Source organism: Paucilactobacillus nenjiangensis (assembly GCF_005405445.1).
GTDB classification, from domain to species: domain Bacteria; phylum Bacillota; class Bacilli; order Lactobacillales; family Lactobacillaceae; genus Paucilactobacillus; species Paucilactobacillus nenjiangensis.
The window spans coordinates 1-17,271 of sequence record NZ_BJEB01000047.1 but is presented as its reverse complement, the minus strand read 5'-3'; the positions used below and the strand labels follow the sequence as shown (position 1 = coordinate 17,271).

Annotated in this window: 14 protein-coding genes; 2 read left to right on the top strand and 12 right to left on the bottom strand. The window is 39.8% G+C overall.

From position 1 onward, the window contains the following. Nucleotides 1-444: 444 nt before the first annotated feature. From lysS to pth, 12 genes are all read right to left on the bottom strand, one after another. Entirely contained in the window at nt 445-1,917 is a 1,473-nt protein-coding gene (lysS, locus tag FFM59_RS07350) for a lysine--tRNA ligase (protein ID WP_137602393.1), read from the bottom strand. A gap of 40 nt (nt 1,918-1,957) precedes the next feature. Beyond that, a complete protein-coding gene (dusB, locus tag FFM59_RS07345) occupies nt 1,958-2,956 on the bottom strand; it encodes a tRNA dihydrouridine synthase DusB (RefSeq protein ID WP_137602392.1) in 999 nt (332 codons plus the stop codon). 69 nt (nt 2,957-3,025) lie between these two features. Further along, a complete protein-coding gene (gene hslO / locus FFM59_RS07340; RefSeq protein ID WP_137602391.1) occupies nt 3,026-3,913 on the bottom strand; it encodes an Hsp33 family molecular chaperone HslO in 888 nt (295 codons plus the stop codon). Nucleotides 3,914-3,993: 80 nt separating this feature from the next. Next, the gene (ftsH, locus tag FFM59_RS07335) at nt 3,994-6,063 is read right to left on the bottom strand and encodes an ATP-dependent zinc metalloprotease FtsH (protein ID WP_137602390.1); all 2,070 of its coding nucleotides are present in this window, start codon (nt 6,061-6,063) and stop codon (nt 3,994-3,996) included. Between the two features lie 91 nt (nt 6,064-6,154). Continuing rightward, a complete protein-coding gene (gene hpt / locus FFM59_RS07330) occupies nt 6,155-6,694 on the bottom strand; it encodes a hypoxanthine phosphoribosyltransferase (protein WP_137602389.1) in 540 nt (179 codons plus the stop codon). 2 nt (nt 6,695-6,696) lie between these two features. After that, entirely contained in the window at nt 6,697-8,013 is a 1,317-nt protein-coding gene (gene tilS / locus FFM59_RS07325) for a tRNA lysidine(34) synthetase TilS (RefSeq protein WP_170175959.1), read from the bottom strand. A gap of 28 nt (nt 8,014-8,041) precedes the next feature. After that, complete coding sequence (locus tag FFM59_RS07320; protein WP_137602387.1) at nt 8,042-8,548, bottom strand: S1 domain-containing RNA-binding protein; 507 nt, start codon at nt 8,546-8,548, stop codon at nt 8,042-8,044. 106 nt (nt 8,549-8,654) lie between these two features. Then, nucleotides 8,655-9,023: an FtsB family cell division protein gene (locus FFM59_RS07315; protein WP_137602386.1), complete on the bottom strand. Its 369-nt coding sequence runs from the start codon at nt 9,021-9,023 to the stop codon at nt 8,655-8,657. Nucleotides 9,024-9,181: 158 nt separating this feature from the next. Further along, on the bottom strand, nt 9,182-9,451 hold the full coding sequence (locus tag FFM59_RS07310; protein WP_137602385.1) for an RNA-binding S4 domain-containing protein: 270 nt from the start codon (nt 9,449-9,451) through the stop codon (nt 9,182-9,184). A gap of 1 nt (nt 9,452) precedes the next feature. Further along, a complete protein-coding gene (locus FFM59_RS07305; protein ID WP_137602384.1) occupies nt 9,453-11,039 on the bottom strand; it encodes a putative polysaccharide biosynthesis protein in 1,587 nt (528 codons plus the stop codon). Continuing rightward, nucleotides 11,017-14,559 carry a transcription-repair coupling factor gene (gene mfd, locus FFM59_RS07300; protein WP_371858088.1) on the bottom strand — a complete coding sequence of 1,181 codons (3,543 nt, stop codon included), beginning with the start codon at nt 14,557-14,559 and terminating at the stop codon, nt 11,017-11,019. The genes FFM59_RS07305 and mfd overlap by 23 nt, the downstream gene beginning before the upstream one ends. Before the next feature lie 16 nt (nt 14,560-14,575). After that, nucleotides 14,576-15,136, bottom strand: coding sequence for an aminoacyl-tRNA hydrolase (gene pth / locus FFM59_RS07295; protein ID WP_137602382.1), 561 nt, complete (start codon nt 15,134-15,136; stop codon nt 14,576-14,578). A gap of 260 nt (nt 15,137-15,396) precedes the next feature. On the opposite strand from pth, the gene FFM59_RS07290 reads away from it, so the two are divergent. Together FFM59_RS07290 and cbpA are read left to right on the top strand one after the other, a co-directional pair. Continuing rightward, nucleotides 15,397-16,353, top strand: a complete 957-nt coding sequence (locus FFM59_RS07290) for an L-lactate dehydrogenase (RefSeq protein WP_137602381.1) — start codon at nt 15,397-15,399, stop codon at nt 16,351-16,353. Nucleotides 16,354-16,547: 194 nt separating this feature from the next. Then, nucleotides 16,548-17,189: a cyclic di-AMP binding protein CbpA gene (cbpA, locus tag FFM59_RS07285; RefSeq protein WP_137602380.1), complete on the top strand. Its 642-nt coding sequence runs from the start codon at nt 16,548-16,550 to the stop codon at nt 17,187-17,189. The last annotated feature ends 82 nt before the right edge of the window (nt 17,190-17,271 follow it).

Here is a 17,271-nt window from a genome sequence, read left to right as displayed (position 1 = left end):
CAAATGTTATTTGCTTTTGACTATTGTCAAAAGACCCTACACATTTGATTTGTCGAAACTTTATTCAGTTTTCAAAGGTCTACATTTCGTTACTTTTTCTAAATCAGCAACGAGTAATATCTTACCATTTGAGCAATTACGTGTCAACGTTTTATTTAACTTTATTTGACTAAATAAAAACTTTGTAATGCCTTAACAGCAATATCTATAGTACCAATTACTCAATAAACCGTCAACTATTTTCTTTAAATTTCCAAGCACGTAAATGCCTTCGTTTCTCATCGATTTCGTTAAATTCCGAACTATAAACTTTCAAATTATTTTTTCATTCGTAATTTTAATTCCTTAGCTTTTTATTCCAAACTTTTTGACAAAAAATGACTGAAAAAACTTTTTTTAATTCATAAAAAAAAAGACCGATTTTCATCAGTCTTAACACTCGTATTAATCTTCTGGACGCATAGTTGGGAACAAAATCACGTCACGAATTGAAGCACTGTCAGTTAATAACATTGCTAAACGATCAATTCCGATACCTAGTCCACCCGTTGGTGGCATACCATATTCCAAAGCTTCAATGAAATCTTCATCGATACCTTCGGCTTCATCGTTACCAGCTTCACGTTCTGCCACTTGGGCTTCAAAACGTTCACGTTGATCAATCGGATCGTTCAATTCTGTAAATGCATTAGCAAACTCATTACCTATAATGTAAAGTTCAAAACGATCTGTAAAGCGAGGATCATCAGCATTTTTCTTAGCAAGTGGTGAGATTTCTACTGGATGACCATACACAAAGGTTGGTTGTACTAGTTTGTCTTCAACAAACGTTTCGAAAAATTCATTGATAATGTGACCAACTTGCCAATAATCTTCATAATGCACCTTATGTTCATCAGCAATTTTACGAGCTTCGTCAATTGTCATTTCTTGCCAGAAATCAACACCGGTCTCTGCTTTAATAGCATCCACCATGTGAACACGAGCGAATTCTTTGTTGAGGTCCAAATCAGTTCCTTGATAACTAATCTGACCGTCAGTAGCGACAGCCTTAACTGCAGCTTTGAAAATGCCCTCAGTTTCATTCATGACATCTTGGAAGTCAAAGTAGGCGACATAAGTTTCAAGCATCGTGAACTCAGGATTGTGCTTTGTATCCATTCCTTCATTACGGAAAACTCGTCCAATTTCATAAACTCGTTCGAAACCACCGACAATCAATCGCTTCAAATGTAATTCCAGCGCAATCCGCATATATAAATCAACATCTAAAGCATTGTGATGTGTGATAAATGGACGCGCATTAGCTCCACCAGCTTGATTATGCAAGACAGGTGTTTCCACTTCCATAAATCCATTACCATCTAAATAGCTACGGATAGCAGTAATAATTTTGCTACGCTTTTGAAAACGTTCAAAGCTATCGCGGTTGGCAATTAAATCTAAATAACGTTGACGATAAATTTGTTCTTGATTTTGAAGGCCATGAAACTTATCAGGCAATGGGCGCAACGCTTTTGACAAGAAAGTTAGGCCAGTTGCCTTAACCGTCAATTCACCCATATCTGTTTTGATGACATGTCCAGTTATTCCTAAGAAATCACCAATATCAGCACGCTTGAAAATGTGATAAACATTTTCGCCTAATTCATCTTTACGCAAATAAACTTGAATCCGGCCCGACTTATCCAAAATATCAGCAAAGCCGACTTTTCCTTTACCACGTTTTGAAACCATTCGGCCACTAATGGTCACTTCATTTTCTTGCGCTAACAAATCATCATGTTCAACCGCATCAAATGCAGTATGAATTTCAGCTGCTAAATGAGTACGTTCAAATCGATGACCAAATGGGTCCATTCCGTTATCACGCAATTCTTGCATTTTTTCGCGACGAACCCGAAGTTGGTCATTCATTGGTTGTTCTTGTTTTGCCACGTTATTGCCTCCATTATTTTTATTGTGCTTGCTTTAATGCTCGTTCTTTTGATTGATCTACAAACTGGTCGAAAATGTCATTCATTTCTTCCATCGTGTTGCTTTCCATTAATGCTGCCTTGGCTTTTGCTGAGCGTGAAGTTCCTTTTAAGTAATAAGTTGCTTGCCCACGAAATTCTGGTACACCAAACTTTTCGCCTTTTAAGTCCACCAGTCCAGCCAAATGTTCTTTAGCCATAGCAACTTTTTGTTCTACAGTGGCTTCTGGTAATAGTTCACCTGTAGCTAAGTAATGTTCTGTTTGTGAGAGCATCCAAGGATTCCCCATGGCTGCACGACCAATCATAACCGCATCAGCACCTGTTAAATCAAGAATATCTTTAGCATCTTGAGCAGATTTGACATCCCCATTTGCCATAAATGGAATCGTCAGTTCCTGTGCAACATCTTTCAAAACGTTCCAGTCGGCGGAACCGGTATACATTTGTTTCCGAGTACGTCCGTGCATACCAATAGCTGAAGCACCAGCTTTCTCAGCAGCTAAAGCATCTTCCACTGCTAAAATATGGTCTTCATCCCAACCGATTCGCATTTTAACTGTGACTGGCTTTTTGACAGCGTCAGTCACATATGACACCATTTCATAAACCTTGTTTGCGTCCAATAACCAGCGAGCACCAGCTTCAGTTTTGACCACCTTATTAACAGGGCATCCCATATTAATATCGATAACGTCTGCTTCAGTATTTTGATCAACAAATTTGGCTGCTTCAACTAGCGTTTCTTTTGTGCCACCAAAAATTTGGATTCCCATTGGGTGCTCGGCAGCTTCGACATTCATCATTTGTAAAGTTTTTTTGTTCTTATACATAATTCCACGGTCTGAAATCATTTCACAGACCACGTAACCAGCACCAAACTTTTTACAAATTAAGCGAAAAGCCGAATTAGTCACTCCTGCCATCGGAGCAACAACTACCTGGTTCGGAATTGTAACATTCCCGATTTTCCATTCCATTTTATTCACCTCATTAAATCATATGCGACCACTATCATAGCACAGACTTGACTGTCTTACCAAACTGTATTAATCCATTTTACTTAAGATTTCGTTTAAATCGTTTTCATCGTATTGATACTTGTTGCCACAAAAATGACAAACCACCTCAGCATGATGATCTTCATTAATCATTTGTTCAATATCAGCTTTCTTGATAGTCGCCAACATTTCACTGAACTTTTCCTTTGAACAATCACATTTAAATGCGACAGGCATTGTATCAACAATCTTAACTGTATCTTGTTCAAACAATTGATATAAGATATCTTCTGGAGCTTTATGTTCCTGTAATAATTGTGAAATTAACGGTAAATGGGATAATTTTGTTTCTAGGTCAGTGATAGCTTCGTCAGAGGCGCCTGGCAAAACTTGAATTAAAAAGCCACCAGCCACTTCAATTGAATTATCCGGATTAACAAAAACCGATAGCCCCACCGCCGAAGGAATTTGTTCAGATTGTGCCAAATAGTAAGTGAAATCTTCACCGAGTTCTCCAGAAACCAATTCAACTTGTCCTGTAAAAGGTTCACCCACCAACAAATCCTTGGTGACGGACAAAGTTCCAGTTGTTCCCACAGCACCCGCGACATCAATTTTGCCTTTGGAATTGAGGGGCAAATGAACGTGTGGGTCTTGCAAGTATCCTTTAACTGTCCCGTTGGCATTTCCATCAACCACGATGCCGCCCACTGGACCGTCACCTTGAATCCGGACCGTCATTTTTTCCTCACCTTTTAAAACTGATGAAGCGAGTAGTAATGTTCCTACTAGACTTCGACCCAAGGCAGCTGAAGATGCGCTCCAGGTATCGTGTCGTGTTTGTGCTTCTTGAACCAAGTTAGTCGCATCAACTACATATGCACGAAACATCCCATCATTAATAATGCTTTTAACCATATAATCTTTATGTGTCATTGATATCTCCCTGGATATTATCCGTTACATTAACAAAGGATTGCTACAAAGTTAATTGCACCAATCCTTTGGAATTACTATTAAATTGAATCTGAACTACTATCATCTGTTGAATCGTCAGTTGGAGTTTCATCAGCGACGTCCTCATGACGTTCAGCTTCTTTACGTTCCAATTCACGTTTTGATTCTTCAAATGTAGCTGCATGACTCGTGTCTTCCGCTTTTGGATCGTCGTCTGGCATATGACCAGTCTTAAACAAACTAATAATTTGTTTTTCATCCAAAGTTTCATACTTGAGTAACGCTTCAGCAATAATCTTATGTTGTTCACGATGGCTTTCGATGATATCAACAGCTTGTTGATGTCCCTCAGAAGTCAATCGACGAACTTCAGAATCGATGATGCTTGCAGTTGCTTCAGAATAAGCAGGTGATTGGCCATATTGTGCACCTAAGAATGGTTGACCACTACCTTCAAGTTGAACCATTCCAATCTTATCACTCATCCCATATTGGGTAACCATTGAACGAGCAATTTGAGTTGCCTGTTCAAAGTCATTTGAAGCCCCAGATGATTGTGAGTTGAAGATAATTTCTTCAGCAGCACGACCACCCATTAAACCAGCAATTTGTTCTGTCGCATTTTTCTTCGACATCAACATTTGATCTTCACGAGGAAGCATAATTGCGTATCCACCGGCACGTCCACGAGGAACAATGGTAACTTTGTGAACGACTCGAGCTTCATTTAAGACCAATCCAACAACAGTATGGCCAGCCTCATGGAAGGCCACTGTTTCACGTTCGGTTTTGGAAACAACTCGATCTTTCTTAGCTGGTCCAGCAATCACACGGTCTTCAGCTTCATCTAAGTCTTTAGCATCAATTGTCTTACGATTACGACGAGCAGCCAAGAGGGCAGCTTCGTTCAAGAGGTTTTCCAAATCGGCACCAACAAATCCAGGTGTTTCTTTGGCAATCACTTTTAAATCAACTGTGCTATCAAGAGGCTTGTTCTTCGCATGAACCTTCAAAATAGCTTCACGACCCTTAACATCAGGACGTCCGACAAGAATCTTACGATCAAAACGACCTGGACGTAGCAAGGCAGGATCAAGGACATCAGAACGGTTAGTAGCAGCCATAACAATGACCCCTTCATCCCCGTTGAATCCATCCATTTCAACCAACAATTGGTTTAAGGTTTGTTCACGTTCATCGTGTCCACCACCCATTCCGGCTCCACGTTGACGTCCAACCGCATCAATTTCATCAATAAAGATGATTGAAGGTGCAGTTTTCTTGGCATTTTCAAACAAGTCACGAACACGACTTGCCCCAACCCCAACGAACATTTCAACGAAATCAGAACCAGAAATAGAATAGAATGGTACGCCAGCTTCACCGGCAACTGCCTTAGCAAGCAACGTTTTACCAGTCCCAGGAGGTCCCTCTAACAGAACCCCCGCCGGTATTCGTGCCCCAAGTGCCAGGAACTTCTTCGGATCTTTCAAGAATTCAACCACTTCGACTAATTCTTGTTTTTCCTCTTCTGCCCCAGCTACATCAGCGAACCGGACTTTATTTTGTTTCGAATCTGATGGTTTGGCTTTGGATTTCCCAAAGTTCATGACACCACGGCCACCACCGCCACCTTGGCCAGATTGGCCCATCATCATATAGAAGAAGAACACCATGATGACGATTGGTACGATATAAATCAGGATATTGAGCCAGAATCCACTAGATTCCTCAGCCTTGGTCCCCATTTTGACATTGTTTTGAGTTGCGTATTTTTGCAACTGTGAAGTTGTCACTTCATTTGGTAATACGATTGACGTAAATGTCTTAGTCGTTGCTGCCTTTGAGGTTCCTAGCGTAAAGCTACTACTTGCCTCAGTTTTTTGGGCTTTGTTGTACGTCCCAGTAACTTTGTAGACACCGCCACTTGGTTGTACATCAAAACTCTTAATCTTCTTATTTTTCAACTGACTTACAAATTCACTTTGCTTCAAGTTAGCAGATTGACCTGCTGAACTATTGCCGCCAAAGAAAAAGTAAGCAATTCCCATGATACATAAGAAAATGACAGCATAAAAAAGAACATTACGTGAAAAGCCATTCTTTTTATTGTTGTTATTGTTGTTCATGTTTTCCTCCTACCAATCGATATATTTTCCTCTTTGTTAATGGAAATTATAATAGCATAATTGACCATAGTTGACTATTAATTTATCGCTTCTATTTTTGGTACACTGCTGGTTTCAAGATACCGACATATGGTAGGTTACGATACAACTCGTTATAATCCAATCCATATCCAACTACAAACTCATTTGGAACATTAAATCCAACATAATTGGCTTTGATATCGACAACTCGTCCTTCTGGTTTATCCAAGAGAGTACAAACCTTGATATCATTGGCTCCTCCTTGCTTTAAAAGATTCACCATATATTCTAAAGTTCGACCAGTATCGATAATATCTTCAATCAAGATGATATCACGGCCCTTGATATCGGTATTAATTTCACGGACCAAATCAACTTTCCCACTGGATTCTGTTCCACCGTGATAACTTGAAACATCCACGAAATCGATATCTGTGTAACAGTCAAATTCTTTTAACACATCAACTGTAAAAAAGATGGCTCCTTTGAGCACTGAAATAACAAGCGGCTGACGGCCTTCATAATCGTGAGTCAGCTCTTTACCGATCCGTTTGGCCGCTCCGGCGATTTCTTCTCGACTATAAAGTACCTTTTCAATATCGTTATCCATGACTAGTCTCCTTTTAAATTATGATTTAATTGTGGCATAAAATACAATTTTTGCCAATTAGTTTTATAGTCGTCAGGTCGCTCTAAGTACGTGAACTTGCGATTTACAATCCAAATCGGTTCGTTTTGACGAGTCACCACCACCAATTGTTGCAATCGATCTTCATTAGGGACCTTTTGATCAATTAATATTCTTCTGACCTTTTGATGATGGCCATCTTTTAAGCGAATTTCATCATCTGAGTCTGCCTTTCTGATGGTCAAAGGCAAAGCTTCTGGAGGCAGCCATATTTCAATTGCACCTGTCACAGGCTTGGTGCTGACAAAATCCTCAAGTTTAAATTCTTGTGCCACTGCGTTGGAAAGTCGACTCAGTTTAGCAACCTGATATTCTTTTTCAAAAACAATCTGATTGCCTAAATCAAGTTGCGCCTGAGCAGTTTCACTCTGCACGAGTTGTTCAACGGTCTCAATTTGTGATTCCTTAATATCCACTAATTGTTCAATATTAATTAGCCAATACCGGACTACTTGATGTTGTTCAATCTGACTTAACTTACTTAATTGTGGAATTACCAGATTACCATCATGACTCACCTGTTGCCATAATCGACCCAGTTGCAAATCAGCAAACTGCGTTAATTCTGCAAGCTGATTGCCAAACGAAGCTAAATGATTTAAGACTTCGTTATTTTCTTTAGTTAGTAACGGCAAAATTTGATTACGATAACGATTCCGCGAAAATTCCAAGGTTTGATTAGTCTGATCTTCATAATACCGAACCTGGTTTTGAGTCAGATATTCACGTAGTTCTGCTTTGGAATAATGCAGCAATGGTCTAATCAATTCTCCTGGTCCAAATTGACGTCTGGTTGCCATCCCCGATAACTGAGACAACTGACCGCCACGGGTCAATTTCATTAAAATGGTTTCAGCTTGATCATTCAAGTGATGGGCCGTTAACAATTTGGCTGACTCATACTTATTCATTAACGCTTCAAAAAATTGGTAACGGAATCCGCGAGCCGCCGTTTCAATCCCCGTCGCAGGATGTTGCTCTTTAGGCCAATGACTCACTTCTAATTTTAAATGGTGTTGCTGACAAAATTGCGCCAAAAAGCGTTCTTCTTCTGCGCTTTGATGTCGTAACTCATGATTTACATGTGCGACAACGATTGTCGGTTGCAGACTAGTCGGCAAACTCAACAATAGCATCAAAAGACACATTGAATCGGAGCCTGTCGAAACAGCCACAATTACTGGTTCTTTTGAATAAAAAAAGCGGTCCCGTTGTAAGTCCCGCTCGAATTTTGTTTGCAAGTTGTTCATCTGTTTAGTATTTCACCTATTAACTTCTTCTACCACCACGTCCACCGCGTTTACCCTCGGTATTATGTTTCAGAGTTGATAAGCGAGATTCACTTTCCTTTAAGAAACCAGACATCATACTATCGAAGTCACTGGCTCCACCTGCACTAGCTTGTTTTTTATTTCCAAAATCGTTTCCACGACTATTATTAGGTCTACTTTGATACCTTGGCTTTGAATCACGATTGTTTTGTGTTGACTGTGGGTGTGAATGATGAGCATGACTTGGACGATCGGATTTTTGCTCCGGATTGTCACTAGCTGCCTTGATAGATAATGCTATTTTGCCATCATCACCGATTGACATGACCTTAACATTAACCGCATCCCCCACTGTCAAAACGTCGTGAATATCATTGACGAATCCGCTGGAAACTTGACTAATATGGACTAGCCCCGTTTTGTGATTTTCTAAATCAACAAATGCCCCAAAATTTGTAATTCCAGAAACTTTACCAGAAACTTTTGTACCAACTTCAATTGCCATGAATCGAAAGATCCTCCTTGAATTATGTAATTCGAGTATAGCATAATTTGCGCCGACATCTCTACAAAAAAAGAGTTTAGTCACAATTATGTGTTGTGGTCAAACTCTATTTACTGGAATCCGATAAACTGTAGATGGTTTCGCCGGATTTAGAATAGTAATATTTTTGTCTCAAAATCTTTTGTAGATAATTATTGTCATGGAGTAGCTCGACTTGTTTGTCTAATTTTTTATTCTTAGCTTTAGTTTTTTGCAGTGTTTCTTGCTTCGCTTCAATTTGGTTATTCACTTTACCTAAATTATATTTAGTTTGAATAATTTGAAAACCTAAAACTAGAAAAATGACCGCAAAAAAACCGATGATAGCGTAAAACCGATGTTTACGTACCTTAACGATGCGATCTCGCTCTTCGACTTGTTTAGCTAGTTTCGTATTGATTGACGCAATATTACTGCTATTACGTTTTTTCCCCATAGTACTTACCCCTCGTAATTCATTACCACGAGTATACCAACCTCTCGCCTATTTGTCTAATACAAATAAATTCAGTTAGGACTTGTAATCCCGCTTAAATAAAGGGGTAAATGGACAATTCTTAAAAAATTATTCAGAGAAAATTAAACTACTATACATTATTTGCGAAAATCTTCAGCGTAACTTTCATCTAAAATTTCATACATTTGTTCTGCTTCATCTTTTTTAGTGGTTTCGATGATTTTTAAAATCTTAACGATTTCAGTCTTGTTACCAAATTTAATCGTTAATTCATCTGCGACCTTAACGTTACTTGACGATTTCGCAGCATTACCGTTAATTAAAATTCGACCTTGATCCGAAATTTCTTTCGCCACTGACCGTCGTTTAATAATTCGTGAAACTTTTAAAAATTTATCTAATCGCATATTATTCCTCCGTCTTTTGACTGTGTGTTAATAAATTCAATATTTTACGGCCGCCTGGAAAGACCAGTACTTCTTTGACAGTAAACAACTTCAACCTAATAATCCCAACAGCGCTCACAATCACCCCTGCGATAATTGGTAAAAATACATTGGGAATCATCGCTAGCCGTGAATGTCCAAAAATCATTTCAGACAAGGCAGCAACAATCCAAGCAACTGCCATCATAGCCATCACGATAATGGCTAACTTCATACCAAAGGTTTTTCCTTCGATGACCGCATGCAATTCGCTCGGCATTTTCATCCAAATAATCAGTAAGGCGACGCTGAGACTAATGACTGTGCCGAAACTGGCTCCAGCAATGCCTAACTTGATGACTAAGAAAAAGTTAATAGCAATTTTCACGCCGATTCCGGCCAGTAGAGCAGCCACTGTTGATCTAAAACGATTAATACTTTGCAAAACACTACTGTAGGTCGTGATTAAGCTAATAAAAATAATACTAATCATATTTATTGATAGAGCAATTTGACCATTGGCATTTTCGAACAGCAATGTATCAATTTCCGGCATGAGGGCCACTAACCCGGCCGTTGCTAGACAAGCTAAAGTCGTGCACAGGTGCATTAAGGAACGATAAATCCGTCTAAATTCAACTTCCTTTTTTTCGATAAAACTAGTTGTGAGGGATGGCAACAATGATGCTGAAACCGAGGTTGCCACCACGAGCCCTAATTGAATCAGTGGTTGTCCACGGTCAAAGATTCCTTTCAAGCTTTTAGCCATCGCTGGGGTTTCTCCTTTGGCAACCAGTGCCTGTTGAACCGTAAACGAATCTATCAATTGGAGCAATACCACTAGTGATGCAAACAGGCAAATGAGGCCACCTTCTAGTAACAACCGCCGAGCGATAATTTTTAATTCGTTGATACTGCCAGCTTGTTTTGTACCCGTCAACATTTTCTTAAAGGTTGGCATTAACACGATACTAGCGGACAATCCGGCTGCGGCAGCTGCTCCCATGGCCCAGGTACCCATTTGATAAACGTTCCAGCCAACATTAACTGAAATCACTGCCACTGAAATTACAATCACCACGCGGACAATCTGCTCAACTAATTGAGAAATTGAGGTGGTCGTCATTATATAACGACCTTGTTGATAGCCACGCGTGACTGAGGTGAGTGGAATAAACAAGAACATTAAGGAAACACTTTGAATAATCGGTGCTAATTGGCGGTCACCCATTAAAGTGGCTAATGGCGTAGCTAACAACCATAGGCCAACCAAAATCAACCACGATACTGTTGTAATCAACTTCAGTAGTTGCTGAGCAACTCGCCGTTTGCCAGCTTCATCTGGTTGTTCTGCAATCAATTTAGAAATAAACACGGGCAACCCGGTTAAAGCAATTGTCATCCCAATCCCGTAGATTGGATAAACTTGTTGGTAAACATAAAAGCCTTGATCGCCAACTAAATTTTGAAACGGTACTCGATAGACCGCGCCTAAAATTTTAGCGATCAATGATGAGAGCGATAGAATCATCGCGCCTTCAAATACTCTATGCAGTCGTTGATTCTTCATTGTCCTGTTCTCCTGCAACTTCGAAATGTTCACTTAACGCTTTCACAAAGACGGTCAACTGTTCCATCCAATCTTTTTGTGTCATCTTCGGTTGGATTACCAATTTAATCATCGTTTTACCAGCCTCATCCCCGATTGTGGCTTTAAAGGCTGTCACGGTTAAGTCTTTCAATAATTCGCGAGCTGTGATTTGTTCACTGGCCTTCTCTGATAAGGTCACGAAAATATAATCTTTTTGTTTCCTAATTTTATCAAGCTGGGCTAAATCAGCATACATTTTTAGCCGCCCAACTGCTAATAGATTTTCAACCTGCACTGGGAAATCACCGAATCGATCAATCAGATCATTTTCTAAGTCCATCAGACGCTCTTCATTTTCCAGCGAACGAATACTCTTATATAATTCAATTTTTTGCCGTTGATCATCGACATATTCAGTTGGTAAATAGGCCTCAATGCCAACTTCAATCTCTGTATCTGTTTTAACAATCCGTTTTTCGCCACGTTTGACTGCGACGGCATCCGCCAACATTTGCGAATACAAATCATAACCCACAGAATCAATGAACCCGTGTTGTTGTTGGCCTAATAAGTTACCCGCCCCACGAATCGACAAATCACGCATGGCAATTTTAAAGCCGGAACCTAATTCGGTAAAATCACGAATGGCAGAGAGCCTTTTTTCACTAACTTCCGTTAAAACTTTGTTTTGTTGATACATGAAATACGCATAGGCCACCCGATTACTTCGTCCAATTCTACCACGAATCTGGTAAAGCTGTGATAGTCCCATCCGGTCCGCATCTTCGACGAAGAGCGTATTGACGTTTGGAATATCGACCCCAGTTTCAATAATTGAAGTGGTCACGAGCACGTCATATTCACCGCGAATAAAGTCATACAGTACTGATTCGAGCTGAACTTCAGTCATTTGTCCGTGAATATAGCCCACGCGAGCCTCTGGCACCAGCACCGAAATTTCAGCCACGGTTTTTTCAATATCAGCAACCCGGTTATGCAAATAATAAACCTGGCCGCCACGACCCATTTCGCGCATGACTGCGTCACGGAGTGCGCCGGCATTTTGTTCCATCACGTACGTTTGAATTGGAAAGCGACCAGCTGGTGGCGTTTCAATCACAGATAAATCACGCACACCTAACATTGACATATGCAAAGTACGAGGAATTGGTGTAGCCGTCAAGGTCAACACATCAACTGAGCTTTTTAACTGCTTCAATCGTTCCTTATGTTTCACTCCAAAGCGTTGTTCTTCATCAATAATTAATAAGCCTAAATCCTTAAATTTAACGTCTTTTGACAAAATGCGATGCGTCCCAACGACGATATCACACTCGCCGGTCATCAATTGCTGTTCCGTTTCATTGAGTTGCTTGCGTGTCCGGAAGCGAGACATCATGGCCACATTAACTGGATAGCCTTCGAAACGACGCTGCATTGAATCAAAATGTTGCTGAGCCAAAATTGTAGTGGGTACTAAGAACGCGACTTGCTTACCACCTTCAACTGCTTTAAAGGCGGCTCGTAAGGCGACTTCTGTTTTACCGTATCCAACATCCCCGACCAACAGTCGATCCATTGGTTTGACGCCTTCCATGTCCTTTTTAATTTCAGAACTACTGCGTAACTGATCTGGCGTTTCCGTATAAGGAAAATCATCTTCAAATTGCTGCTGATAATCATCATCACGTGGAAATTGGAAGCCAACTTCAGCTTCCCGTGCCGCGTACAATTCTACTAGTTCTTGAGCGATATCTTCGATTTTAGCAGCGACACTGCGTTTAGTTTTCGCCCATTCAGAACCACCTAATTTGTTAATTTTAGGTTTCTTGGATTCAGAGGAAACGTACTTCTGCACTAAGTTAAGTTGAGTAACGGGTACAAAAATTTTGGCATTTTTTTGAAATTCGATGGCGATGTAATCTTGTTTAACGCCTTGGCTCTCAATCGTTTCAATGCCTGTGAATTGACCAATCCCGTGGTTTACATGAACGACATAATCCCCTGGTTTAAGGTCCGTGTAACTTTTAATTCTTTCCGCATTTTCGAGTGTTTGGCGTCGCGCCCGCTTTTTTTGGACCGTTTTAAACAGTTCTGATTCGGTAATGACAACCAAATTCGACCCTGGCAATTCAAATCCATTAGCCAAACTATCATTGACTAATTGGGATACGCCAGTTTGAATTTCATCTTTTTCAGTCAAAGTAATCTGAATACCAAAATCGTTGAGCGTGTTTTCAACCTTGGTCAATCGTTCGGCGCTATTGACTAAAATAACTGTCGTCAACTGTTGCTTATTGAATCGCTGCATTTCGGCTTTCAACACTGGCATTTGGCCAAAAAATTGTTGCATGTTGCGCGCAATTAGATTGGTAATTTGTGCAAACCGAATCTTACCCATTCCCTTTTGAAAGAGTGCTAAGAAAGCTTGCGCATGCTTATCACTGGTGATTAACTGACTCACGTCATGATTCAAAGATTGATCACTAATGATTTTTTGACTGGCTGCTTGTGCTTCTAACCAACTTGTTTGGCCTTCATCAACATCTTCTTCCTTAGCTAAAATACGGGGATAATCTTCGGTCAGCACCATCCCTGTCTTGGGTAAATAGTCTAAGATTGAGACGTCATCTGCATATACATCCTGACTAAATTCAATCAATTCCGGTGTAATTTGTTGATGCTTCAAGGCCTTTAAAATTGGTGAAATATTTTGTTCTAATTGGTTTCGTTGCTCGTCATCTAGCTTACCGCTCGCCTTACTTAATTGTTTCGCTAATGAATCATGAATTCGATCAAAGTCAGTTGCATCAATCACGAAGTCAGTCGCAGGTAAGATTGAAACTTCCTCAACATTTTCGATACTGCGTTGTGTGGTCGCATCAAAATACCGCAATGAATCCACTTCGGTATCAAATAAATCAATCCGAACCGGGTTATCAGTATTTAATGGATAAATATCTAAAATTGAGCCACGAATAGCAAAATCTCCAGGACGAACGACCATTTTTTCAAACTGAAAGCCCATTGAGCTGAGCTGCGTCCGTGCTTCAGTTAACTTGATGTCAGAACCAATTTTGATTTTTAGTTGTGCATTTTGAAAAGTTTGCGCTGCTGGTAATCTTCTTTTCAAACCGGAAGTCGAAGTGACAATTACCACTGGTTGGTCGCTTAAAAGCGCGTCCAAAGCAAGGACCCGCTGTAAACGAAATTCAGGTGAACTAGTTGCGACTTCAACCGCCAAATTTTCTTCCACTGGAAATTGGAAGACTTGATTGTCCGGCAAACGGTTCAACAAGTCATTGGTAATCAATTCCATATGTGCCAAATCGTCAGTGACAATAATTTGGGATTGTTGCAATTGGCTATGAAGTGCACTGATTAACAACGTTTCCGCCGAACCTGAAACACCAGTAATTAATTGCCGCTTTTGTTCATTAATTCCAGATTCAATTGTCTTAAACTCTGGCATCTGCACCAGAAGGTTTTCTAATTTCAATCGATTTCCTACCTTACTAGTTATACTTATTCATTAATTGACCAAATGGCATCCCGGTAATCCAGTCTTCTACCGCGTTTTCAGCTTGAGTAATGTTATCTTGTAATCCATCTTGTTGATCTGCTTTAAACTTACCTAACACATAATCAACAACATTCGAATTTCCTGGATGATCAATGCCGACTTTCACGCGGTGAAATCCTTGGGTACCTAAATGATTAATCAGACTTTTCAAACCATTATGCCCGGCGGCTGATCCTTTCGCTTTCAAGCGGATTTTTCCAATTGGCAAATCCATATCGTCATGAACAATAATCAAATCTTCGACTGGGACATCGTAATAATCCATCAATGGTTTGACTGACCGACCCGACTCATTCATAAACGTCGTTGGTTTGACCAACAAAACTTTTTCGCCATTAATAATGCCACTCGCTGTAATTGCTTCCATTTTGCTTGTATGTTTAAACGACAACTGATAATCCTTAGCAATTTGGTCAATTACCATAAACCCCATATTGTGCCGGGTTCCATCATACTGAGGTCCAATGTTTCCTAAACCAACAATCATTTTCATTTTTTCTATTAATCCCTTCCAGATAAAATACAAAAAGGCCGCACCAGGCAGATACCCGGTCAGCTAATCTATAACATTATAAACTAGAATTGAAAAAACAGACAGTTAAATCATTCACTGTGAGACATTTAGCAAAGTTTTATTAAAATTAAGTCGGCTTTTGAAACAGTTTTCATTAAAACCTTAAAAAAATTTTACATTCATGTTATAATATTCACGTTATAAAATATTTTGTTTTTCTGAAAGGACGTATTTAGAAAATGACTAAGACACCTAATCATCAAAAAGTTGTACTTATCGGTGACGGAGCAGTTGGATCAAGTTATGCATTTGCAATGGCACAACAAGGTTTAGCAGAAGAATTCGTTATCGTTGATGTTATCAAGGAACGTACTGAAGGGGACGCACTTGATCTTGAAGACGTTCAAGCTTTCACTGCTCCAAAGAACATCTACTCTGGCGACTACTCAGACTGTTCAGACGCAGACCTTGTAGTTATCACTGCTGGTGCACCTCAAAAACCAGGTGAAACTCGTTTACAACTTGTAAACAAGAACCTTAAGATTATCCAATCAATCGTAAAACCAATCGTTGATTCAGGATTTGACGGCATCTTCGTAGTTGCTGCTAACCCAGTTGACGTATTGACTTACGCTGTTTGGAAGTTCTCTGGCTTCGACAAGAGCCGTGTGATTGGATCAGGTACATCACTGGATTCAGCACGTCTTCGTGTTGCTCTTGCCAAGAAACTTAATGTTGACCCTCGCGATGTTAATGCTAACATCATGGGTGAACATGGTGATTCAGAATTTGCTGCTTATTCAACAGCAACTGCTGGTGGCGTTTCAGTTGTTCAACTTGCAAAAGAAGCCGGTGTTTCATTTGACGACTTACTTCAAATTGAAGACGAAACTCGTCACAAGGCTTATGAAATCATCAACCGTAAGGGTGCAACTTACTACGGTGTTGCTACCTGCTTGATGCGGATTTCACGCGCAATCCTACGCGATGAAAATGCTATCTTACCTGTTGGTGCTGCACTTGACGGTGAATATGGTTTGAATGACATCTTCATCGGTACACCTGCCGTTATCAATGGTTCAGGTCTTGCTAAAGTTATCGAAGTTAAACTTGATGACCGTGAAAAAGATTTGATGGCTAAATCAGCTGCAACGCTTCGCCAAGTAACTGCTGACGGAATTGCTGCATTAGACTAATATTAATAGAACTTAATCGTTCGTTAAACTCATGTAATCATTTGATTGCATGAGTTTTTTTATATCACGTACCATGATATTTGGAGTAATTTCCCACAATATTTTTATTTATTTCTCATTAATTTCTCATTCACTCTCATTTTTGTGTTATTATATTTAGTGGTTTATTTTACAGATTAAATGAGGTTTAATTTATGCTACTAGAAACACTAGTTAAACAAAAAAAAGAATTAACAACTTTACAAGAAGATACGACACTCGAAACGGCACTTTCTGTTTTGGAAGATTCTGATTTCAGATGTGTCCCAATTTTAGATGAAACTGGCACTTTTTTCAGAGGTAATATCTATAAGATGCATATCTATCGTCATAAGTCTCGCGGTGGTGATATGCAATTACCAGTTACAACACTCCTGAAAAACTCAACTAAGTTCATCTCTATTAACGCCGCCTTTTTCACTGTGTTCTTCGCCATTAAGGATTTACCTTACATTGCGGTGCTTGATGAAAATAGTCAATTTTCGGGTATTCTGACACATACTAAATTACTCAGTATGTTGGCAGAAGGCTGGAATGTGCATACCGGTAGTTATGTCATCACGGTTTTAACCGCAGATGATCGTGGTTCATTGGTTAAGATGACCAAAGCGATTACCAAGTACACACCAATTAATAACTGTCTGACCTTAGGCTTAAATGAATCTAGTGAATATCGTCGTATTTTATTCACTTTGCCTGCCAATGTTGACCAAAAAATGTTGGATAAGATTGTCCATAATCTAAATAAAAAAGGCTTCGAAGTTCCTGAAATTGAAGATCTTCATGCGAAGTTTTAATCGATGAATCGAGTAGGAGGCAGTTGATTAGTTCAGCTACCGACCTCTCACACCACCGTACGTACGGTTCCGTATACGGCGG

What these genes read in the sequence shown, in the direction of transcription:
- lysS (WP_137602393.1), bottom strand. Translation starts at nt 1,917, where the DNA reads ATGAATGACCAACTTCGGGTTCGTCGCGAAAAAATGCAAGAATTGCGT.
- dusB (WP_137602392.1), bottom strand. Translation starts at nt 2,956, where the DNA reads ATGGAATGGAAAATCGGGAATGTTACAATTCCGAACCAGGTAGTTGTT.
- hslO (WP_137602391.1), bottom strand. Translation starts at nt 3,913, where the DNA reads ATGACACATAAAGATTATATGGTTAAAAGCATTATTAATGATGGGATG.
- ftsH (WP_137602390.1), bottom strand. Translation starts at nt 6,063, where the DNA reads ATGAACAACAATAACAACAATAAAAAGAATGGCTTTTCACGTAATGTT.
- hpt (WP_137602389.1), bottom strand. Translation starts at nt 6,694, where the DNA reads ATGGATAACGATATTGAAAAGGTACTTTATAGTCGAGAAGAAATCGCC.
- FFM59_RS07320 (WP_137602387.1), bottom strand. Translation starts at nt 8,548, where the DNA reads ATGGCAATTGAAGTTGGTACAAAAGTTTCTGGTAAAGTTTCTGGAATT.
- FFM59_RS07315 (WP_137602386.1), bottom strand. Translation starts at nt 9,023, where the DNA reads ATGGGGAAAAAACGTAATAGCAGTAATATTGCGTCAATCAATACGAAA.
- FFM59_RS07310 (WP_137602385.1), bottom strand. Translation starts at nt 9,451, where the DNA reads ATGCGATTAGATAAATTTTTAAAAGTTTCACGAATTATTAAACGACGG.
- FFM59_RS07305 (WP_137602384.1), bottom strand. Translation starts at nt 11,039, where the DNA reads ATGAAGAATCAACGACTGCATAGAGTATTTGAAGGCGCGATGATTCTA.
- pth (WP_137602382.1), bottom strand. Translation starts at nt 15,136, where the DNA reads ATGAAAATGATTGTTGGTTTAGGAAACATTGGACCTCAGTATGATGGA.
- FFM59_RS07290 (WP_137602381.1), top strand. Translation starts at nt 15,397, where the DNA reads ATGACTAAGACACCTAATCATCAAAAAGTTGTACTTATCGGTGACGGA.
- cbpA (WP_137602380.1), top strand. Translation starts at nt 16,548, where the DNA reads ATGCTACTAGAAACACTAGTTAAACAAAAAAAAGAATTAACAACTTTA.